The organism is Pseudomonas sp. QD4 (genome assembly GCF_049199125.1).
GTDB lineage: Bacteria > Pseudomonadota > Gammaproteobacteria > Pseudomonadales > Pseudomonadaceae > Aquipseudomonas.
Genome location: NZ_JBLZOM010000008.1, coordinates 189,190 through 208,381, shown reverse-complemented (window position 1 = coordinate 208,381; position 19,192 = coordinate 189,190). Strand labels below are relative to the sequence as shown.

Annotated in this window: 20 protein-coding genes; 3 read left to right on the top strand and 17 right to left on the bottom strand. The window is 65.5% G+C overall.

All coding sequences use genetic code 11. The features are described 5' to 3' along the window. Nucleotides 1-41: 41 nt before the first annotated feature. The 12 genes from ACOZJV_RS31270 to ACOZJV_RS31215 all read right to left on the bottom strand — a co-directional run bounded on the left by ACOZJV_RS31270 (nucleotide 42) and on the right by ACOZJV_RS31215 (nucleotide 12,693). On the bottom strand, nucleotides 42-1,622 hold the full coding sequence (locus ACOZJV_RS31270; protein ID WP_421549282.1) for an aldehyde dehydrogenase (NADP(+)): 1,581 nt from the start codon (nucleotides 1,620-1,622) through the stop codon (nucleotides 42-44). A 30-nt stretch (nucleotides 1,623-1,652) separates the two neighbouring features. Beyond that, a complete protein-coding gene (gene abaF / locus ACOZJV_RS31265) occupies nucleotides 1,653-3,056 on the bottom strand; it encodes a fosfomycin efflux MFS transporter AbaF (RefSeq protein WP_421549281.1) in 1,404 nt (467 codons plus the stop codon). Between the two features lie 72 nt (nucleotides 3,057-3,128). After that, nucleotides 3,129-4,046, bottom strand: a complete 918-nt coding sequence (locus tag ACOZJV_RS31260; protein WP_020296191.1) for a dihydrodipicolinate synthase family protein — start codon at nucleotides 4,044-4,046, stop codon at nucleotides 3,129-3,131. Between the two features lie 123 nt (nucleotides 4,047-4,169). Further along, the gene (locus ACOZJV_RS31255; RefSeq protein ID WP_421549280.1) at nucleotides 4,170-5,198 is read right to left on the bottom strand and encodes a trans-3-hydroxy-L-proline dehydratase; all 1,029 of its coding nucleotides are present in this window, start codon (nucleotides 5,196-5,198) and stop codon (nucleotides 4,170-4,172) included. A 9-nt stretch (nucleotides 5,199-5,207) separates the two neighbouring features. Beyond that, nucleotides 5,208-5,930, bottom strand: coding sequence for an amino acid ABC transporter ATP-binding protein (locus tag ACOZJV_RS31250; protein WP_078473350.1), 723 nt, complete (start codon nucleotides 5,928-5,930; stop codon nucleotides 5,208-5,210). Further along, the gene (locus ACOZJV_RS31245) at nucleotides 5,923-6,573 is read right to left on the bottom strand and encodes an amino acid ABC transporter permease (protein WP_020296188.1); all 651 of its coding nucleotides are present in this window, start codon (nucleotides 6,571-6,573) and stop codon (nucleotides 5,923-5,925) included. The genes ACOZJV_RS31250 and ACOZJV_RS31245 overlap by 8 nt, the downstream gene beginning before the upstream one ends. Before the next feature lie 10 nt (nucleotides 6,574-6,583). Continuing rightward, complete coding sequence (locus ACOZJV_RS31240; RefSeq protein ID WP_020296187.1) at nucleotides 6,584-7,249, bottom strand: amino acid ABC transporter permease; 666 nt, start codon at nucleotides 7,247-7,249, stop codon at nucleotides 6,584-6,586. Then, complete coding sequence (locus tag ACOZJV_RS31235) at nucleotides 7,242-9,020, bottom strand: aconitase X (protein ID WP_078473349.1); 1,779 nt, start codon at nucleotides 9,018-9,020, stop codon at nucleotides 7,242-7,244. The genes ACOZJV_RS31240 and ACOZJV_RS31235 overlap by 8 nt, the downstream gene beginning before the upstream one ends. Nucleotides 9,021-9,030: 10 nt before the next feature. After that, nucleotides 9,031-9,849, bottom strand: a complete 819-nt coding sequence (locus ACOZJV_RS31230; protein WP_078473348.1) for a transporter substrate-binding domain-containing protein — start codon at nucleotides 9,847-9,849, stop codon at nucleotides 9,031-9,033. A 592-nt stretch (nucleotides 9,850-10,441) separates the two neighbouring features. Further along, nucleotides 10,442-11,113, bottom strand: coding sequence for a GntR family transcriptional regulator (locus ACOZJV_RS31225; RefSeq protein WP_043228938.1), 672 nt, complete (start codon nucleotides 11,111-11,113; stop codon nucleotides 10,442-10,444). A 135-nt stretch (nucleotides 11,114-11,248) separates the two neighbouring features. Continuing rightward, complete coding sequence (locus ACOZJV_RS31220) at nucleotides 11,249-12,031, bottom strand: ATP-grasp domain-containing protein (RefSeq protein ID WP_421549279.1); 783 nt, start codon at nucleotides 12,029-12,031, stop codon at nucleotides 11,249-11,251. Between the two features lie 32 nt (nucleotides 12,032-12,063). Beyond that, the gene (locus tag ACOZJV_RS31215; RefSeq protein ID WP_421549278.1) at nucleotides 12,064-12,693 is read right to left on the bottom strand and encodes a TetR/AcrR family transcriptional regulator; all 630 of its coding nucleotides are present in this window, start codon (nucleotides 12,691-12,693) and stop codon (nucleotides 12,064-12,066) included. Between the two features lie 115 nt (nucleotides 12,694-12,808). Between ACOZJV_RS31215 and ACOZJV_RS31210 the strand changes: the two genes are divergently transcribed. The 3 genes from ACOZJV_RS31210 (at nucleotide 12,809) to ACOZJV_RS31200 (ending at nucleotide 15,176) form a co-directional block, all read left to right on the top strand. After that, nucleotides 12,809-13,420, top strand: coding sequence for an NAD(P)H-dependent oxidoreductase (locus ACOZJV_RS31210; RefSeq protein ID WP_421549277.1), 612 nt, complete (start codon nucleotides 12,809-12,811; stop codon nucleotides 13,418-13,420). 91 nt (nucleotides 13,421-13,511) lie between these two features. Next, nucleotides 13,512-14,363: a CAP domain-containing protein gene (locus ACOZJV_RS31205; RefSeq protein ID WP_078473343.1), complete on the top strand. Its 852-nt coding sequence runs from the start codon at nucleotides 13,512-13,514 to the stop codon at nucleotides 14,361-14,363. Nucleotides 14,364-14,555: 192 nt separating this feature from the next. Next, a complete protein-coding gene (locus tag ACOZJV_RS31200) occupies nucleotides 14,556-15,176 on the top strand; it encodes a cell wall hydrolase (RefSeq protein ID WP_078473342.1) in 621 nt (206 codons plus the stop codon). Nucleotides 15,177-15,188: 12 nt separating this feature from the next. On the opposite strand, the gene ACOZJV_RS31195 is transcribed toward ACOZJV_RS31200, so the two are convergent. The 5 genes from ACOZJV_RS31195 to ACOZJV_RS31175 all read right to left on the bottom strand — a co-directional run bounded on the left by ACOZJV_RS31195 (nucleotide 15,189) and on the right by ACOZJV_RS31175 (nucleotide 19,185). Then, nucleotides 15,189-16,130, bottom strand: coding sequence for a class I SAM-dependent methyltransferase (locus tag ACOZJV_RS31195; RefSeq protein WP_078473341.1), 942 nt, complete (start codon nucleotides 16,128-16,130; stop codon nucleotides 15,189-15,191). A gap of 58 nt (nucleotides 16,131-16,188) precedes the next feature. After that, entirely contained in the window at nucleotides 16,189-16,341 is a 153-nt protein-coding gene (locus tag ACOZJV_RS31190; RefSeq protein WP_178102997.1) for a hypothetical protein, read from the bottom strand. Between the two features lie 35 nt (nucleotides 16,342-16,376). Continuing rightward, nucleotides 16,377-17,945 (bottom strand): hypothetical protein, encoded by a 1,569-nt coding sequence (locus tag ACOZJV_RS31185; RefSeq protein WP_421549276.1) that lies wholly within the window; start codon nucleotides 17,943-17,945, stop codon nucleotides 16,377-16,379. A gap of 39 nt (nucleotides 17,946-17,984) precedes the next feature. After that, on the bottom strand, nucleotides 17,985-18,134 hold the full coding sequence (locus ACOZJV_RS31180) for a hypothetical protein (RefSeq protein WP_421549275.1): 150 nt from the start codon (nucleotides 18,132-18,134) through the stop codon (nucleotides 17,985-17,987). 160 nt (nucleotides 18,135-18,294) lie between these two features. Then, nucleotides 18,295-19,185, bottom strand: a complete 891-nt coding sequence (locus ACOZJV_RS31175) for an alpha/beta hydrolase (protein ID WP_421549274.1) — start codon at nucleotides 19,183-19,185, stop codon at nucleotides 18,295-18,297. Between the last annotated feature and the right edge of the window lie 7 nt (nucleotides 19,186-19,192).

Genomic DNA, 19,192 nt, shown 5'->3' with positions numbered 1-19,192 from the left:
GGCGGAAGCTGAACGCTGTAGCCGCTGCCGCCAGGCTGCGGTTACACGGCGCTGCGGCTGTTTTGGCCGTCGATCAGGCGGTTGAGGTGTAAGGGGTTGGCGTTTTGCAGGGCTTCGGGGAGCAGGGCGTCGGGGCAGTTCTGGTAGCACACCGGGCGCAGGAAGCGCTCGATGGCCAGGCTGCCGACCGAGGTTCCGCGGGCATCCGAGGTGGCCGGGTAAGGGCCGCCATGGACCATCGCATCACAGACTTCGACCCCGGTCGGGTAGCCGTTGAACAGCACCCGGCCGACCTTCTGTTCCAGCAGCGCCAGCAGCTCGCCATGGCCCTGCAACTCGTCGGCCTCGCCAATCAGGGTCGCCGTCAGTTGCCCGTGCAGGGCCTGCAAGGCCTGTTGCAGTTGCGCCATGTCCGCCACTTCCACGAGTACCGTGGCCGGGCCGAACACCTCTTCCTGCAACAACGGGTCACCCTCCAGCAACAGGCTGACATCGGCCTTGAACAACTGCGGCTGCGCCTGTGGCCCGTGTTGTTCACGCCCGGACAGGTGCTGGATGCGCGGATGCTCATGCAGCGCTGCCACGCCTTTGGCGTAACTGGCCAGGGTTCCGGCGTTGAGCATGGTCTGCGCCGGCTGTTCCCCCAGCAGCGCCGCGAGGCGTTCGCTGAATGCGCTGAATTGCGCGCTGCGCAGGCCCAGCACCAACCCCGGGTTGGTACAGAACTGACCACAGCCCTGGACCACTGAAGCCGTCAGTTCGGCGGCGATTTTCTCACCGCGCACCCGCAGCGCTTCCGGCAGTAGCAGTACCGGGTTGATGCTGCTCATCTCGGCAAACACCGGGATCGGCTGCGGCCGGGCGGCGGCCATGTCGCACAGGGCCCTTCCACCCTTGAGCGAACCGGTAAAGCCCACGGCCTGGATCGCCGGGTGCTTGACCAGGGCCTCGCCGACCCCGGCGCCATAGATCATGTTGAACACCCCCGGCGGCATGCCGGTCTGTTCGGCGGCGCGCAGGATCGCATCGGCCACCCACTCGGCTGTGGCCATATGGCCGCTGTGGGCCTTGAACACCACCGGGCAGCCCGCGGCGAGCGCGGCAGCGGTATCGCCGCCGGCGGTGGAGAAAGCGAGGGGGAAGTTGCTGGCGCCAAACACCGCCACCGGGCCGACGCCCATGCGGCATTGGCGCAGGTCGACCCGGGGCAGCGGCTGGCGTTCGGGCAGGGCGCGGTCGATCCGCGCGGCGTAAAAATCACCCCGGCGCAGCACTTCGGCAAACAGCCGCATCTGGCCGCTGGTGCGCCCGCGCTCGCCCTGGATCCGCCCGGCCGGCAGCGCGGTTTCGCGACCCACCAGGGCCACGAAATCATCGCCCAGGGCATCCAGTTGCTCGGCGATGGCGTCCAGAAATTGCGCTCGGCGGCTGGCCGCCAGGCTGCGAAATGCCGGGTAGGCCGCTGCTGCGGCGCGGGCTGCGGCATCGACTTCGGCCTCGGTGGCCTGGGTAAAGCGGTAGGGCAGGGCTTCGCCACTGCTGGCGTCATGGCTGTGCAGGGTGCGGTTGCCGGCGGCGCTGCGGGCGCCGCCGATGTAGTTGTGGCCGATGATCTGGGTCATGCAAGGCTCCTTGAGTGGTGGGTTCATGGCTCAGGCCAGCGAATTACCCCGGCCCGGGGCGGTTTGCGCAGCATCGTGGGCGGCAACCCGCACGGCCGCTTCGGCATCCACCTGATGCAGCGACTTGCCCCGGGTCTCGCGGGTCAGGCCGACGGCGACGATGGAGATCAGCGCGGCGCCCACCAGGTACCATGCGATGGGTGTGGAGCTGTGGTACTTGTTCAGCAGGGTGATGGCGATCAGCGGCGCCAGGGAGCCGGCGAAGATCGGCGCCACTTGGTAGCACAGCGACAACGCGGTGTAGCGCACGTGGGTCGGGAACAGCTCGGCCATCAGCGCCGAGTAGGGCGCATAGGTCATGGACTCGATGGCCAGGCCCAGGGTGATGGCGGCCATGATCAGCCAGTTGTTGCCGGTGTCCATCATCGGAAAGCCGACAAAGCCCCAGAACGCGGTGAGCACGGCACCGGTCAGGTACACCGGTTTGCGCCCCACCAGATCCGACAGGTAGCCCATCAGCGGGATCATGAAAAAGTGCAGCAGGTGCGCGCCGAACATCAGCAGCAGGATCTCGGTGGTGTCCTTGTGCACCACCAGCTTGAGGTAGGTGATGGAGAAGGTGACCACGGTGTAATACAGGATGTTTTCCGCAAAGCGCGCGCCAATCCCCACCAGCACCGACCGCCAGTGGTGGCGCAGGACTTCGATCACCCCCAGCTGCTGGACCTTGTTTTTGGCCTGGCGGGCCTGGGTTTCCTTGAAGATTGGCGCGTCATCGACACTGGTGCGGATCCAGTAGCCGATCAGCACCACCACCGCCGAGAACCAGAACGCCACGCGCCAGCCCCAGGACAGGAACTGTTCTTCGGACAGGTTCGACGACAGCAGCAACAGCGCCACGGTGGCCACCAGGTTGCCGGCCGGAACCCCGGCCTGGGGCCAACTGGCCCAGAAGCCGCGACGGTTGTCCGGACAGTGTTCGGAGACCAGCAGAATCGCGCCGCCCCATTCACCGCCAAAGGCGAAGCCCTGGATCAGCCGCAGCAGCACCAGTAACACTGGCGCGGCGTAGCCGATGCTGTCGAAACCGGGCAGGCAGCCCATGAGGAAGGTGGTGATGCCGACCACCACCAAACTCAGTTGCAGCAGGCGCTTGCGGCCGAATTTGTCACCGTAGTGACCGAACACCAGGCCGCCCAGGGGGCGTGCAAGAAAGCCCACGGCGTAGAGGGCGAAGGCGGCGATGATGCCGTCGATGGGGCTGTCGGTCTGGCGGAAGAACAACTGGCCGAAGACCAGGGCCGAGGCGGTGCCATACAGGAAGAATTCATACCATTCGGCGACTGTACCGGCCATGGCGGCGGCCACGACCCGTTTCAGGCCCGATGGAGTGGTGTGGTTCGAGGAAGCGGGGGAGGCTGGAAGAGTGGACATGCTGGCGTTTCCTGTGGGGGGCGCAGTAACGGGCAAGCCGGGCCGGGCCGTATAGGCCGGCCCGGCACCCACTCAGAGACCGACGTCCGGCAGATGCGGACGGTTGGCCAGGGCCTTGGCCATGATGCGCTCGACGAACTCGCGATCGGCTTGCGGCAAGGCCAGGCGTGGCGGACGGGTCAGGGCGCTGCCGCGACCGGCGATGGCTTCACACAGTTTGATGCACTGCACCAGGTCCGGGCGGGCATCGAGGTGCAGGATCGGCATCAGCCATTCGTAGATCGGCATGGCTTCTTCGTAACGGCCGGCCTTGGCCAGGCGGAAGATGGTTTCGCCTTCCTTGGGGAACACGTTGGACATGCCCGAGACCCAGCCCTCGGCACCCACCGCCAGGCTTTCCAGGACCACGTCGTCGAGGCCGGCGAACAGCACGAAGCGGTCGCCGACTTCATTGCGCACGTCGATAAAACGCCGGGTGTCGCCGGAAGAATCCTTGAAGCACACCACGTTGTCGCAGTCGGCCAGGGAAATCAGGATGTCCGGGGTCACGTCGTTTTTGTAGATCGGCGGGTTGTTGTAGACCATTAGTGGCACGTCGGCATTCTTGGCCACGTAGCGGTAGTGCTCGGCGGTCTCGAATGGCTTGGAGCCGTAGACCAGGGCCGGCATCAGCATCACCCCGTCCACCCCGACCTTGCGCACGGCGTTGGCCACCTTGGCCGCCTGTACGCTGGTGAATTCGGCCACGCCGCAGATCACCGGGACCCGGCCGCGGGAGGCATCCACCGCAACTTCGGTCACGGCGATTTTTTCTTCGGCGGTCAGCGAGGTGTTTTCGCCCACCGAACCACACACCACCAGGCCCGAGACGCCGTCGCGGATCACGTTGGAAATCACCTGGTGGGTTTTCTCCAGGTTGATGGAGAAGTCGTCATTGAATTGAGTGGTCACCGCGGGGAAAACGCCACTCCAGTTGATGCGCTTGCTCATAGTAGTCTCCGGTTGTTAATTGTATTTCGTATACGATATTTGAAAGGCCTAAGGTCGGCCAGCAGTATTTTGCAAATGGCCCGTGGTTTCGGGTTTTCTCGCTTTAAATCAAAGGGTTGGAAATTAGGCGCCGGGCCAGGTGTCCGACAACCGGTAGCCTTCAGGCCACGGATCGCTGGGGTCGAGCAGCAATTGATGGGTGCCGGTGATCCAGGCGCGCCCGGAAATGCACGGGTAAATGGCCGGGTGCCCGGCCACTTCGGTCAGGGAATCGATGCGGCAATGGAACTCGGAACCGAGGATCGAGCGCCCGATAAAGCGCTCGCCCACCTGCATCAAGCCCTTGGCCTGGAGCACCGCCATGCGCGCCGAACACCCGGTGCCGGTGGGGGAGCGGTCGATCTTGCCGGGTTGGATCACCACCGCGTTGGCGCCGGTGGCCACGCCGTTCTCATGGACGATGGGCGCGGCGATCTGGCAGAACGAAATATGCGACCACTCAGGGTTCAGCGGGTGCACAAAACCCAGTTGTTCGTTGGCCGCGCGGGTGATTTTCAAGCCGATCTCCACCAGCTCCCGGGCCTCGTCCGGGCGGATGGCAAAGCCCAGGCGCTGGGCATCGGCGATCACAAAGCTGTCGCCGCCATAGGCCGTGTCGACCTGCAGCGAACCCAGGCCCTCGACCTCGATCCAGGCGTCCAGACGGTCGGCGAATGACGGCACGTTCTTCACCTCCACCCGCTGCACCTTGCCATCGCGGCACTCGGCCACGACTTCGATCAAACCGCCGGGGGCTTCGAGCACCAGGTGCGTCTGCGGTTCGGTCATCGGCAGGATGCCGCTGTCGAGCAGCACCGTGGCCACGCACAGCGAGTTGGAGCCGGACATCGGCGGAGTGTCGGCCGGCTCCATGATGATCCAGCCCATCTGCGCCCGTGGGTCCTTGGCCGGTACCAGCAGATTGACGTGGCGGAACACCCCGCCGCGCGGTTCGTTGAGCACGAAGTTGCGCAGGGTCTGGTCCTGGGCGATCCAGCGCGATTGCTCCCACACCGTGGCCCCCGGGGGCGGTGCGACGCCGCCGACGATCACATCGCCGACTTCGCCTTCGGCGTGGCAGCTGACCACATGAATGACTTTCGATGAACGCATTGCCTGCTCCTACTTGACCGATTTGAGGAAGGCCGCCGTTTCCGGCTGCTGGGGGTTGCCGATGACCTGGTCGGGGGAACCGATCTCATGCACCAGGCCATTGCGGAAGAACGCCACGCGGTCGGACACATCGCGGGCGAAGCGGATTTCGTGGGTCACCAGGACCATGGTCATGCCGTCTTCGGCGAGCATGCGCATGGTGTCCAGCACCTCGCCCACCAGTTGCGGGTCGAGGGCCGAGGTGGCTTCGTCGAACAGCATGTAGTCCGGCGACATGGCCAGGGCCCGGGCGATCGCCATGCGTTGCTGCTGGCCGCCGGACAGCTTGCCGGGGAAAGTCTTGAGCTTGTCTCCCAGGCCGACATGGGTCAGTTGCTGGACCGCCAGCGCCTCGGCTTCCTGACGGCTTTTGCCGAGCACCTTGCGCGGGGCGAGCATGACGTTCTCCAGCACCGTCAGGTGGGGGAAGGCGTTCCATTGCTGGAACACGATGCCGATGCGCTGACGCAGGCGATTGAGGTCGGTGGCGCGGTTGTGCACCTCAACGCCGTCGACGCGGATGCTGCCTTTCTGGATCGGCTCCAGGCCGTTGATGCACATCAACAGGGTCGACTTGCCGGAGCCGGAGCCACCGATGATCGACACCACTTCGCCTTTTTGCACGGTCAGGCTCACGCCCTTGACCACTTCGAGGTCGCCGAAGGATTTGTATACGTTGTCGATCTCAATCATTTTCTTGCCACCTTCTTTCCAGACGAGCGCCCAGGCGAGCGACCACCAGGCTCATGACGTAGTAGATAAGGCCCGCGATGCACAGCACCAGCAGCGGTTCCTGAATGCGAGTGACGATGGTTTGCGAGGCGCGCAGCAGCTCGACGATGCCGATCCACATCACCAGCGCGGTGTCTTTCATCACGCTCAGGACCAGGTTCAGCCAGCCGGGGAAGGCCACGCGCGAGGCCATCGGCAACACGATCCAGCGCAGGTCCTGCAGGTAGCTCAGGCCCAGGGAGCGACTGGCGCGGCGCACCGTCAACGGCACCGCGAGCACGCCGCTGCGCACGATCTCGGTGAAGTACGCGGCGGCGTAGATCCCGAGCACGATGCAGCCGACGCTGAAGGCGCTGATGTTGAGGCCGACAATGCTTTTGAACGAGTTGAACAGGACGAACTGGATCAACAGCGGCACGCTGCGAAACACGTCCAGGACCCAGGCCAGGGGCAGGCTGGCGCGCGGCAGCAGGGCCCGCAGCAAACCGAAAAACAGCCCGGCGACCGAGCCGAGGATGATGGCCCAGAAGGTCAGTTGCACCGTGACCCAGGCCCCGCTGAGCAGGAACAGCACATCGTTGCTGGTAAGACTGGTGGAAAACATGGATGCGCCCTCAGTAACGGAACAGGCGCCAGGCCAACAGCCGGGCTACCGCGACGATCAGCTTGGAAATCAGGTAATAGAGCACCGCCGCGATGGCGAAGTACTCGAAGGTGCGGAACGTCTTGACGTTGTAGTCCTGGGTCACGCCGGTGAGGTCGTTGTTGAGCCCGACGATCACCCCCAGCGAGGTCATCAGTACCGCCCACACCATCTGGTTGGTCAGGGGGTAGAACACCACCCTCAGCAACTGCGGGACGATGATCATGCGGTAGGTCTGGAACGCGCTCATGCCCAGGGAGCGTGCCGCGCGGACCTGGGTCGTGGGCACGGCCTTGAGCCCGCCGCGAAAGTTCTCGGCCAGGTAGCCGGCATTGTTGAACGTGATCCCGGCCAGCAGGGCGAACCAGGAACTGACGTGCAGCCCGAGGGAGCCGAGGCCGAAATACAGGATGTAGATCTGGAACAGCGACGGCGTGTTGCGGGCGATCGACACCCAGGCGTTGCCGATGCCGCGCAGCACCGGCTGCCGGGCTTCACGCATCACCGTCAGGGCCAGGGCGATCAGCACGCCGAAGATCATCGACAGCGCGGCGGTCTCGAAGGTCACCAGGGCACCGGCCAGCATGTCGGGCAGGGCCCGTAGCGCCGAGCGCCATTGGAAGGTGTAGTCAAACATGCGCGGGGCTCTCCAGGGGGGCGACGGGTTCGAGCCAGGCCGGCAGGCGGCCGCTGGCGTTACCGGTGCAGGCGCTGTCGACACAGTCGGCCAGGCTCGCGAAATGCACCGGGCGGCCTACCAGCCCGGGGGCGTAGTGGGCGTATTTGCCGGAGTTGGTCATCAGGGTGCGGGCGCCGGGCGGGATCACCGGTTCGCCGAGCATGCACCAGCAGGTGTCGGTGATCAGGGTCGCGCCAAATGCCTCCAGCGCTGCGATGTCCCCGGCGGCGCGGGCCTGTTCCAGCACAGCCCGGCCGCAGGTGATCGCCAGCACCACCCCGGGGTGTTTATGCCGGCCCTGGCACAGCCGGGCCAGGGTGGCGAACTCGCTGGCGGAAAAGTGCGGGTTGCCCAGGGACACCACGTCCACCTGGGGATTCCTGGCGCTGTTGAGCTCGGCCCAACTGGCGCGCAGGTCGGCGAGCTGGATGCGCTCCACCGGCAGTGCCACGCCCGGTTCCAGCACCTGGGCCGGGTCCAGCGCCTCGGGGGTGACCCCGGCGATATGGAACAGTGGCGCCGCCGACGTGGTGGCAAAGGCGGCGCCGAAAGCCTTGAGGTCGTCGAGACTGGGCTGCGCCCGTTCCAGCCCCAGCACCAGGGGGATGCGGCTGCCGGCCAGGTTGCCGATGTGGTAACCCAGCAGCGGGTAGAAGGCGTCGTCGAGGGCGGCCAATGGCGGCAGCTCGATCTGCAGGCGGGCCTTGCGCTGAGCGTCCAGGTGGCAGCCGACCAGGGGGGCGCGGCCGCTGAGGGCAATGCAGATGTCCAGGTAATCCGGGTATTTCAGGGTGCGTGCGCCGAGCACGCTGTTGGCGTACACCACGGCGTTGGATTCGGCCCAGACAATCTGTTCGCCGGCCTTGGGGGCGCTGTCCAGCAGGTAGGGCGCGCAGGTGAAACTCAGTTGCGCGCCCATGGCCATATAGGCATCGCCCAGGGCACTGGCGGGTTCGCCGAGGGCGGCGTCGATGCCCAGTTCGCGCCAGCGGCGCTGGTCCACGGAAATCGAATTGAGGGTGGTCGGGACCCGCACCTGGGCGCCCCATTGCACCAGCTGTTCGGCGAACCGCAGGCTGGCCGGCCCGGTATAGATGCAACCGTCGATATGGGCCTGGGTCACATCCACCAGGCTGCGTGCACCTTGCAGCTCGGCCATGCGCAGCACGATCTGCATCGCCACCTGGGCGGCCTTGCCGTGGGTGCCGGCGAGCAGCGCCTGGTCATGGGCGGTGAGTGTGATCGAGGTTGGCCGGGTGTCGGGTTGCGGGCTGTCGCGGTACGGGGCCAGGGCTGGCGGTGCTTGCGCGAACAGGCTCAGCGCATCGCCTTCAACCCGGGCGAACGCGCTGCCGCGCAAGGTGGCGAAGGCCTCCCGGCCGATGCACAGCACCGGCAGGGAACGCTGGAAAATGGTCTGCGCCACCAGCACGCCCAGGGTCAGGATCTCATCGGCCTCGGCCAGCACCAGGGCGGCCGGTGCATGGCCATTGCTGATCAGCTCCATCAGCACGCTGCTGCCGGTGCACGAGCCGCGGCCGCTGGGGATGGCCAGCACCCGGCCGGCCAGGCACTCGCCGCTCAAGGGGTGATGCCGGTCGATGACTTCGCCGCTGACCGGGTCGACCCCGCCCCAGAAGCTCAGCCCGACTTCGGCGAACAGCAGGGGGCCTTGGGCGGCCCCCGCTACCAGACTGCGACCGCTCAGGGCAGTGGGCGTGCTGGGCATGCCGGTCACCTTAGTAGTAGACCTTTGGCACGGTCAGGTCGGTGGGCGGGATCTCGCTGCCGACCCATTTCACGAACAGCTCCTTGTAGCGTCCGGTGCGCACCTGCTGGTTGACGAACAGGTTGAGGTAGTTGATCAGCCCGTACTCGTTGCGCTTGGCACCCAGGGACACGTAATCCACCACATAGGGTGCGTTACCGGCGATTTTCAGGTTCTTGTACTTGCCGGATTTGAGGGTGGCGGCGGCCACGGTGTTGGTGACCACGGTGGCGTCGATATGGCCTTGGGCGACGGCGAGGATGGTGTCGTTCTGCGACTGATAGGCGCGGAAACTGCCGCTGCCCCATTGCTTGACGTCTTTCTCCAGGGCGATGGCTTCATAGGTGCCGCTGGTGTTGCCCAGGGCCTTGCCCTTGATGTCGTCGAAGCTGTTGATACCGGTGTTGTCCCGGGTCAGCACCACCATCTGGAAGGCGAAGTAGGGCACGGTCAGGCCGACGGTCTTGGCGCGCTCCAGCGTGTCGGAAGTCGAGGCGACAATCACATCGGCGCGGCCCGAGACCAGGGCCGGGATCCGGTCGGGGAAGGGTGTTTCCACCACCTCGGCATCCACCCCGAGGACTTTTGCCAGGTCATTGCAGTAATCGACGTCAAAGCCGGCGGGCTTGTTGCTTTCATCGCGAAAACCCATGGGCGGGAAGTCCAGGGTCACCGCGCAGCGCAGCTTGCCGGAGCCGATGATGTCATCGAGCTTGTCGGCCTGGGCGGTGGCGATAAAGGAACTGCTGAGAACGGCGGTGAGGGCTACGGCAAAAGCGGGGTTTTTCATAGGTGCCTCGTTAGCGCAAAGGTGGGGGGCAATCGTATTGTGAATTTCGTATACGATATTTTATTAGCAATGGGCGTGCCTGTTTTTCCCCGTTACCTGGAATTAATTCACCGATCCTTGCCGGAGAGCCGTTGCACCCCGCCAGACCCGCTTCAGTGGCGCCACCGGTCTAAAGTCGGTGCAGCCGTGGTGTTACATAAGGGAGCAACCACTCCCCGCGACGCCCATTAAAGGAACACCGCCCGTAGCTGCTGCCGAGCGCGCGAGTCCGGCTTGGGCGCCGTGGAGTGTCAGGGGGGTTATGCGGTGGTATTGCGGGCGAGTGCAGCCTGGCGGCAGCGGTTACAGGGTGTCAGGGGGATGCGGGGGGGCATCGAGCTGGAGTCGCTGCCGAGCCCGCGAGGCGGCGCTGGTCGGGGTGGACGCCGCAGAGTGTCAGGGGATTTATGCGACGGTGTCGCGGGCCAGCGCCGCCTGGCGGCAGCGGTTACAGGGTGTCAGGGACATCGGGCTGTAGCCGCTGCCGAGCGCGCGAGGCCGGCATGGGCGCCGTGGATCTCAGGTCTTTAAGCAGTGCCGCAACGGCTGGCCGTCAATGCGCACAAGGCAGGTGTTCGAACAGGGTCTTGCAGACGCCGGCGATGTGTTCGTCCAGCAGGGCCACGGCCTGTTCGACGTTGCCGTCGCGGCAGGCCTGGAGGATTTCCCGGTGTTCGTGGTCGGCGCGGTCCTTGCCGGCCGAGAGGCTCATCTGCATTCGCAGGTAGCGTTCCAGCTTGTCGTTGACCGAGCGGATCAGGCTCACCAGAAACGGCCGTTGCGCCGGTTCATACAGGCAGGCGTGCAGCTCCCAGTTGAGTTCGGCCCAGCGCCCGACGTCGTTTTCGCCGATGAACTCCTGGCAGATCCGCTCGGCCCGGGCGAAGGTCTCTTCGGTCATGTTGGGGATCGCCAAGCGCAGTGCCTTGTCTTCAAGCAGCATGCGCACCTCGAACATCTGCGCCAGTTCCGCTTCCGAGATCCGCGTGACCATGGCCCCGCGGTTGCGCTGGAACATCACCAGGCCCTCGGCCTCCAGGCGCTTGAGGGCCTCGCGCACCGGGATCTTGCTGACGTTGAACTGACGGGCGATATCGTCCTGGCGAATCGGCTCGTCCTCGTCGAAATGCCCGGCGACGATGGCGTCGCGCAGATGCCGGGTGATGATCTCTGAGGTGGAGGGCGTGTTGCCCAGGTCCGGGGCGTTGAGTCGAGGTAAGTTCACAATGGCGGTCGTTCGAAAGGAGATGGGGGATATGGTATACGAATTTGCTCCAGGCGTTGTTCCCACGGGTCGCCAACGGTAGCGACCAGGTCGGTTTCGGTCTGGTCCTACCCCTTGGCGTCGCTGACCCGAGCCTCAGCCGAGCGTCTTGAGTACCTGGGCGAAACCCTCGGCGGTCCATTCCTTGCGATCCGACACCTGGCCATCGCCCAACTCGACGAGGCGCAGCACACCGTCAGCGCGCTGCACCACATCCACCGAGAAAAAGGGGCTGTCGATCAACCGCGCGCAACGTTGCACCAGCGCCGGCACCTCGCCATCGGCGCCGTAGGCCCGGCCCCTGGCGACAAAGTAGCGCCGCTCGGTGTGCTCAAGGTAATCCTCGCGCTTTCTGACGCACACGCCGCCTTCTATCTGCCCGCGGTACTGGCGCATCTGCTCCACCAGTGGGGCGATCTGCGCCACGTTCGCCACCAGTGACCCGCCAGCGGTGTTGAGGGATTTCACATAGTCCTTGATGAAATACCCCGGCCAGTCCAGCCCATGCAGGGCCTGGGTGAAGTCGGCGTCGGCGGGCAGCACCCGGGTCTCGCTGGTGTGCTCGGTCAGCAACGGGTACCACTCCGGCAGGTGGTGACAACGCCGGTATTGGGCGGGGTCGGTCAACGCCGTGGCACCCAGGACGCGCAGGGCTTCGACCAGGCTGATGTACACCGGCGGCGTCAGCATCCAGCCGCGATACAGCACCGTGCTGCCCTCGGGAATGGCCGGGTGTGCCTTGAACCGGCCGGCCTCGAAGTCTTCGAAACAGAACAGCGAAGCCTTCAGGCCCAGGGCCCGGGCGGCGGCATATTCGTCCTGATAAGTCTCGTCGACCTGCTTCTGATCAAACGGGTCGCTTGGATACAGTAAATGCATGGCGTGCTCCGCCGCTGGAAAAGGGGCGCGGGTCACTGGCTGCCAGCGGCGCTTCGCTGGACCAGGGCGCGGATGATTTCAAACAATTCGTCTTCGGCTTGCAGGGCGCTGATCTCACCGTTCGCGGCCGCGTGGGACAGGGCTTCGGCGGCGCCGAGCATGGCCCGCAGCGGGGCGTCGCCGATACCGTTGCCAACGGCGAACGGAGCCAGGGCGCGGCGGCATTTTTCGATGAAGATCGCCTCGTATTCACCCTTGATCTGCTCCAGCTCCGGCGAACTGGCCAGGGCCGCGATCACCCCGGGGATCTCCCGCCCCTGCAGCGACACACAGGCCACATAGGACGCGGCGATCACCCGGGCGCGGCTGTCGAGGGTGGCTTCGCTGCGCTCCAGGGCGGCGTCCATCACGGCGGTCTGGCGTTGATCGAAGTCCTGGTACAGCGCCGCCAACAGCCCCGGCCGGGTGCTGAAGTGGTCATACACCACCGGCTTGGTCACCCCGGCCTGCTCGGCCAGCCGGCCCAGGGTCAGGGCCTCGGTGCCTTCCTCGCGGACCAGTTGCCAGGCGACGTCGAGCAGCTGGCGCAGGCGATCTTCCCGCGTCAGGCGGCGACGAGGCGGGGCGGTTTCGGACGGTGGCGGGTTGAGGTCGCTTGACATGTCTTATATACCAAAAGTAACTTATGGTGATTAACTTACTAATCGTAGCTTGCGCAGTGTATAGGGCCGACCCCGTGCCCTCAATCTGCCTTTCAATCTCCGTGGAGCCTGAACCATGCATGCCCTGATCGTTGTCGCCCATCACGACCCGCTGTCCCTGACCCACAGCCTGGCGGCGCAGGTTGCCGCCGGTCTGGCCGAAACCGGACATACCTGGGAAATCGCCGACCTGTCGGCCAAGGGTTTCGACCCCAGGTTCAACCCCGGTGACCACGCGGTGCACCGCCAGCAGGTCGCGCCGCCGGCCGATGTTGCCGCCGAGCAGGCCCGAATCGACGGCGCCGACGCCCTGGTGCTGGTCTACCCGGTGTACTGGTGGTCGATGCCGGGGCTGCTCAAGGGCTGGATCGACCGTGTGTTCGCCAACGGCTGGGCCTTTGATTACAGCCCCGAGGCCAAGCTGCTGAAAAAACTGCGCCACCTGAACGTGCACCTGCTGGCCCTGGGCGGCGCCGACGCCGGCACCTTCGAGCGCCATGGTTATGCCAAGGCGATGCAGACCCAGATCGACCACGGCATCTTTGATTACTGCGGCGCCCGCGTCGCCAGCTCGCACTTGCTGCTCGACTCCGAAAGCCGCGACCCCCGCCCGCACCTGGATCTTGCCCGCAACCTGGGACTGGAGCTGTTCGTCCAGGCGCCAGCGTCCGCCGCCCACGCGCACTGACCCCGCGCACTGGCGCCATGGGCTGAAAAGCCCTTGCACCGCCCGGGGGGAGATCGCGCATCATGGGCGCACTCAGCCCACGGAGGTTTTCATGCACGTCATCTCATCCCTCGGGCGCCTGGCCCTGGTGTCCATCGGCCTGTTGCTGGCCGCCCCGGCCATGGCCGCTGACGAGGCGCAGTTGGTGCAGTCGATCAACAGCTACCGCGGCCAGCTCCAGCGCTGCGCCGGCCAGGTGTCCCACGAGCTGCCGCCGCTGACCAGCGACCCGCGCCTGGTGCTGTCCGCCGGCAGTGTCGGTGATTTGCAGCAGGCCCTGACCCGGGCCGCGTACCCCATGGTCAATGTGCAGGCCATCAGCTTGTCCGGGCCACGGGATGCCGCCGCGGCGATGCAGGCGGTGCAGGAAAGCTTCTGCCAGGTGGTGCTCGACCCGCAGTTTGTCGACATCGGCGTCAGCCGCGAAGGCCGCGAATGGCGCATCGTCCTTGCCCGGCCATTGCTGGCGGCGCGCCTCGGAGACTGGCAGGCAGAAGGGCAACAGCTGTTGCAGTTGCTCAACGCGGCCCGCGCCCAGCCTCGCCAATGCGGGGCCCAGGCCTTTGCCGCCAGCGCGCCGCTGGCCTGGAACGCGCAACTGGGGGCTGCTGCCGAAGGTCATAGCCGGGCCATGGCCAACCAGAACTTTTTTGATCATAAGGACCGCGACGGCCGCACCCCGGGGGATCGGGCCGAGCTGGCGGGGTATGCCGGCGGGCAGATCGGCGAGAACATCGCCGCCGGCCAGGATTCGGCGCGCAAGGTGCTCGACGGCTGGCTGACCAGCCCCGGGCACTGCGCCAACCTGATGAACCCGGCCTTTCGCGAATTGGGCGCGGCCTACGCCGTGGACCCGAAAAGCGACGCGGGGATCTACTGGACCGCGCTGTTCGGCGCGCCCTGAGCCCCCGGCTCCCGGGCGTTTGCGGCACCGGATGGCCAAGGTTTTTTCGGGCAGGGTGGAATGATCGTGCGCCGCCAGTGTCGATTCTATGAGCCCGGTCGAGCACTGGGCGATTGCCCGCCCACCCACGGCCACCAGCCTGCAGACTGCGCCGCCCCGGCGGCCCTTGTGTAGCAGCCGGAAGGTTCGATCATGCAGCCCTTATTAGTCGCCACCTGCCTGGCCCTCACGCTTTGCGCGAGCCAGGTCTTTGCCGCCGATCAGGCACCCGCCGCCCAGGTCGCGGTCGACAAAGCCGAAGTCCTGGAACAGAAAGCCGCCGCCAAGGGCAGCGAACCGCCACCGGCCAAGGTCGAGGCCATCAGTCAGAGTGAGGCCCAGGCGGTGGACCCGGCCGGTGCGGCGCCGCTGGACGACGCCCTGACCTGCCTCGCCCGCAGCATCTATTGGGAAGCCAAGGGCGGCACCTCGGACGACATGGAAGCGGTGGCCAATGTGGTGGTCAATCGCCTGGGGCACAAGGGTTTTCCGGACACCGTGTGCGAGGTGGTCAAGCAGGGTTCGGAGCAGCATGCCTGCCAGTTTTCCTGGTGGTGCGACGGGCGTTCGGACCAGGTCGAAGAGGACGCGCCGTACGCCGTCGCCAAGGAAATCGCGCGCAAGGCCCTGAACCAGCAACTGCCGGATCGCACCCACGGCGCCATGTATTTCCATGACAGCAGCGCTTCGCCGGCCTGGGCCAGGGAATACGTGAAGACGGCCAAGATCGGCAAATTCAGCTTCTATAAACCCCGTGACGGCGATGCCCGCTGAAGCCGGTCGGGTTTAATCCCCGAGGGTAAAGAGCAGCGCCTTGAGGCCGGCTTCGGCCTCGATATCCGGGAACTCCGGCGGGTTGTCCAGGCGCCGTTGAAAATGCAGGCCCGGCGCCTCGCGGGTCACGCCGTCGATCAAGAACTCAGGGCCGAAGGCCGGGTCGTTCATGCACGCGAGCAGGGTGCCCTGGCTTGTCAGCAGCTCCGGCAGCCGTCGCAGCACCCTTGGGTAATCCTTGCTCAACAGAAAGCTGCCTTTTTGAAACGACGGCGGGTCGATGATCACCAGGTCATAGGGTCCGCCGTTCTTGACCTTGGCCCAGGACTTGAACAAGTCATGCCCCAGAAAGCTCACCCGGCTCAGGTCGTGGCCATTGAGCCGATGGTTGTCGCGGCCACGGCTCAGGGCCGGGCGCGACATGTCGAGGTTGACCACGTGGCTGGCACCGCCCTCGATGGCGGCCACGGAGAAACCGCAGGTGTAGGCGAACAGGTTGAGCACGCGCTTGCCCTGGGTGTTTTCCCGGACCCAGTTGCGCCCGTAGCGCATGTCCAGGAACAATCCGTTGTTCTGCTTGCGCCCCAGGTCCACCCGATAGCGCAGGCCTTCTTCTTCCAGTGTCAGCTCATCCAGCGCCTCGCCCAGCAGCCATTGCGCGCTGCTGTCCGGCAGGTAGCGATGTTGCAGCAGCAAATGGCTGGCGCCCGAGGCCTGCCACGTCGGCGAGGTGCTGATACCCAGCAGCAGCTGAATCAGCGCGTCCAGTTGCCCGGGCTCGGGCTCCTTGAACAGCGACACCAGCACCAGCCCTTGCATCCAGTCCACCGTCACCTGCTCCAGCCCTGGCCAGCAGCGCCCGCGGCCATGGAACAGGCGGCGGGTCTCGGTCGGCGGGGTGGCCAGGGCGTCGAGCAGATGGGCGTGCAGGGTAGCGAGGGCGTCTGGGGTCATCGGGTGGGGTCGGCAAAGGGCAGGGGGCGGCATTTTAAACACAAATGCCGCTCGGACCTTAGTCGTCGTCATATTCATCCTGATCCTGCTGTGCCTGGCAACTGGAGCACAGCTCGCCGTTGACGATGGAGGTATAGGCCGCGCCGGCGGGCAGGGCGTCGCCATACAGGGTGGTGTAGCACTGGGCGCATTGGTAGAGGTAATAAGCCATGGGCAAACTCCGGTTTGGTCGATACAGCGGATGGGTTACAGCTGGGCGTAGCGGGCGATCTTGTGCATGTAGCGCACGAACTCCAGCTTTTCGGGGGTCGGTTCATCGTCCCGCAGCCATCTGACCTGGAGCCCCAGGTACTGGGCCCATTCGATGCCCTGCCTGAACTTGACGGCGGCGTCCTGTTTGGCCGCGACCTCGATGTATTGATTGACCAGCGGGTACTGGTTTTTGCCGGCGCGGTACTTGGCCAGGTCGAACGCTGTCTGGTAATAGCCCAGGGCGGCGGCGTAGTCCTCTCGCCGGTAGTGGTAGGCGGCCCGCAGCCAGGGCTCCATCCAGCACAGGTGCTGGCTCAGGCCGTGGCGCTGCAGTTCGCTGGCGTAGGCGTCGATGTCGGCCCAGCAGGTGTCCGGCGCGCGCTTGAGGTCGAACCCCGCATACAGCAGGTGCGCGAAGTGTTCCGGTGCCGAGTAGTGCCGCAGGTGTTCGAGGCGATCGAGAACCATGCCGACGTTGAATTTTCCGTAATCCCGGGCCAGGGCCTGCAACTCGGCATCGGCCAGCGCACCGTGGCCGCCTTGTTCCTGGCGCTGGCCGATGGCGTGCTGGGCACCCTTGAGCCTCTGGTAGGCGTCGTGCCAATAGTTGACGCAGGCGTTGTCCCATAACTGGCGCCGGTCATAAGGCGCCGGCGCCTGCTCCAGCATGGCGTTCGCCTGGTCCTTGAAACCCTGGAGGTCTTCGGCCAGCCGCGTGATGTGGCACTGGTATTGATGACAGCTCTGCTGCACATACTCCGTGCCGTACTGCTCGACCAGGGCCTTGATCAAGAAGCTGCTGCTACGGGCGAAGACCAGGGCCGTGCGGATGCTGTCTTGTACCGCCTCGCTGATGAGGTGGCCATGGCGTGCCAGGTTGTCGAACGAGTCGCTGAAGTTCGTGTGCAGTTCCGACAGCGACGGTACGTTCTTGCCCCGTACCCAGCGGACGGCGCTTTTCAGGCGCCGCTCGGCTTTTTCATCCTCCTGCAACTGGGGCGGGTTATGAAAGCGCGTCTGGGACAGCCGACACAGGCGATAGGCCCAGCGCATGACCTTTTCCAGGGGCAGGCAGATCTGGCCCTTGGCATTCCATGACGGCAAATACCACCACTCGTCGTCCGGGGTGCACAGCCTCAGGTCACCGAGGCGGTACGTCATGCCGTGCTTGGTCAGGGACAAGGCCAGGGCCGGAATCGCCTCGACCGTGATGAAGTAGCGCAGGGTCTGGGCCTGATCGAGAAAGGTGCCCTCGTTTTTGATCAGCTCGTTATAGGTCTCATACAAGTCGCTCAAGACTTCGCCAGTACAGCCCACCACCCGGGTATCGGTGGGCAGGTAGGTGTACAGCTTGCGGCTGAACAGGTCGATGGCGCTGGCCAGGTTCGAGGTCAATGCGCCTTCTTCCCGATTCAAGCGTTGCAGCTGTTTTTGCACAGACTTTTTCCAGGTCTCATCCAGGCCCTCGCTGCGCTGCGCTGCTCTACGGGGCAGGATGCCAAAGGCGGCAAACATCAGGCTGATCAGTTCACCTTGTGCGGCAAAACGGATAGTCGTGGTCATGACAGTCCCTTGTCGTGGGAGGCTGATACGCAGTTCGCGTCAGGCCTGGTTGGGGTTCAGTTGCTTGCCGCGATTGCCGTGGGACTTGGCGTTTTCCGGGTTGTTGCCGGAAGTCCCACGATTGGGGTTCAGGGTATTGGCGCGGTCATTGTGCTGCTGGCGGGATTTCGCCGGAGTGGGTTTGGACATGCTGACTTCCTCGGGGTGGGGTGTGAGAAAAGTCTAGTCCTGCAGGAGGGAGGCGGTCTGCACGCAAATTGGCGACGGTTTTTTTTCGGCCTTGACGGGGGGTGTGGCTGCGGCGCCGGCTGGCGAAAGCGAGGTCGCGGCCGGCGCGCAGTCTGAACGATCAGCGCAGATACAACTGCTCCATCACATAGGCCAGCGACGCGCCCAGGGTTTCGCCGTGGCTCAGGCCGTCGAAGCTGTGGTAGTCCAGGCTCAGGCCCGGGATCTGGCGCAGTTCCCCGGCCAACTGCCGGGCCCGTGCATCCGCCGGCTCGGTCGAAGGGCCGCGGGGAGTGGCGGGCTCGGCACTGCCGCGCATCAGCAGCAACTGTGTGGGATGGCCGTCCAGGCGTTGGGCCAGGCCCGGGAGTTGCCCGAGGATCGCGCCATCACCCCACCACAACGACGGGCTGGCGGCCGCGTAATGGGCGAATTCACCGGGGCGGGTGAACAGCGCGTGCAGCACCAGCAGTCCGCCGTAGGAGTGGCCCCACAGGGTTTGCCGATCGGTGTCGATGGGCGCCTGGGCCGCAACCGCCGGGCGCAGGCGTTGGCGCAGCAGTTCAAGAAAAGCCTCGGCGCCACCGCTGGGCTGGCCGGTCAGTGGGTCTTTCTGCTCGGCACCGGGCAGCTGGGGCGTGTAGTCCCGGGTGCGCGCGGTGCGTTCGATGCGCAGCGGGGTCTGGTAACCCACGGCCACCAGCAGCGGCGCCTGGCCGGCGGCGAGTTTTTGCAGCTGCCCGGCGTCCAGCGCGCCGAGGGCGGCGTTGCCATCGAGCATCCACAGCACCGGGTAGCCGTCCTTGGGCGCGGCCTGGTGCGGGCGGCCGATCCACACCTGGTAGTGGCGCTGGCCGTCGGCGGAATCCAGCAGCAGGCTGCTGAAGCTGTAGGGCAGGCCCGGCTGCTGTAAGAGCCGGGTGTCCATCGGTTGTTCCGGCGCGGGTTGCGCCTGGGTCGTGGGGCCCGTCAGGGCCAAAGCCAGGGCGAGGCAAAGGGCAAAACGTTTCATCAGGGGA

Bases quoted from the DNA above. Each gene is read 5' to 3' on its own strand.
- ACOZJV_RS31270 (WP_421549282.1), bottom strand. From the start codon at position 1,622: ATGACCCAGATCATCGGCCACAACTACATCGGCGGCGCCCGCAGCGCC.
- abaF (WP_421549281.1), bottom strand. From the start codon at position 3,056: ATGTCCACTCTTCCAGCCTCCCCCGCTTCCTCGAACCACACCACTCCA.
- ACOZJV_RS31260 (WP_020296191.1), bottom strand. From the start codon at position 4,046: ATGAGCAAGCGCATCAACTGGAGTGGCGTTTTCCCCGCGGTGACCACT.
- ACOZJV_RS31255 (WP_421549280.1), bottom strand. From the start codon at position 5,198: ATGCGTTCATCGAAAGTCATTCATGTGGTCAGCTGCCACGCCGAAGGC.
- ACOZJV_RS31250 (WP_078473350.1), bottom strand. From the start codon at position 5,930: ATGATTGAGATCGACAACGTATACAAATCCTTCGGCGACCTCGAAGTG.
- ACOZJV_RS31245 (WP_020296188.1), bottom strand. From the start codon at position 6,573: ATGTTTTCCACCAGTCTTACCAGCAACGATGTGCTGTTCCTGCTCAGC.
- ACOZJV_RS31240 (WP_020296187.1), bottom strand. From the start codon at position 7,249: ATGTTTGACTACACCTTCCAATGGCGCTCGGCGCTACGGGCCCTGCCC.
- ACOZJV_RS31235 (WP_078473349.1), bottom strand. From the start codon at position 9,020: ATGCCCAGCACGCCCACTGCCCTGAGCGGTCGCAGTCTGGTAGCGGGG.
- ACOZJV_RS31230 (WP_078473348.1), bottom strand. From the start codon at position 9,849: ATGAAAAACCCCGCTTTTGCCGTAGCCCTCACCGCCGTTCTCAGCAGT.
- ACOZJV_RS31220 (WP_421549279.1), bottom strand. From the start codon at position 12,031: ATGCATTTACTGTATCCAAGCGACCCGTTTGATCAGAAGCAGGTCGAC.
- ACOZJV_RS31215 (WP_421549278.1), bottom strand. From the start codon at position 12,693: ATGTCAAGCGACCTCAACCCGCCACCGTCCGAAACCGCCCCGCCTCGT.
- ACOZJV_RS31210 (WP_421549277.1), top strand. From the start codon at position 12,809: ATGCATGCCCTGATCGTTGTCGCCCATCACGACCCGCTGTCCCTGACC.
- ACOZJV_RS31205 (WP_078473343.1), top strand. From the start codon at position 13,512: ATGCACGTCATCTCATCCCTCGGGCGCCTGGCCCTGGTGTCCATCGGC.
- ACOZJV_RS31200 (WP_078473342.1), top strand. From the start codon at position 14,556: ATGCAGCCCTTATTAGTCGCCACCTGCCTGGCCCTCACGCTTTGCGCG.
- ACOZJV_RS31195 (WP_078473341.1), bottom strand. From the start codon at position 16,130: ATGACCCCAGACGCCCTCGCTACCCTGCACGCCCATCTGCTCGACGCC.
- ACOZJV_RS31190 (WP_178102997.1), bottom strand. From the start codon at position 16,341: ATGGCTTATTACCTCTACCAATGCGCCCAGTGCTACACCACCCTGTAT.
- ACOZJV_RS31185 (WP_421549276.1), bottom strand. From the start codon at position 17,945: ATGACCACGACTATCCGTTTTGCCGCACAAGGTGAACTGATCAGCCTG.
- ACOZJV_RS31180 (WP_421549275.1), bottom strand. From the start codon at position 18,134: ATGTCCAAACCCACTCCGGCGAAATCCCGCCAGCAGCACAATGACCGC.
- ACOZJV_RS31175 (WP_421549274.1), bottom strand. From the start codon at position 19,185: ATGAAACGTTTTGCCCTTTGCCTCGCCCTGGCTTTGGCCCTGACGGGC.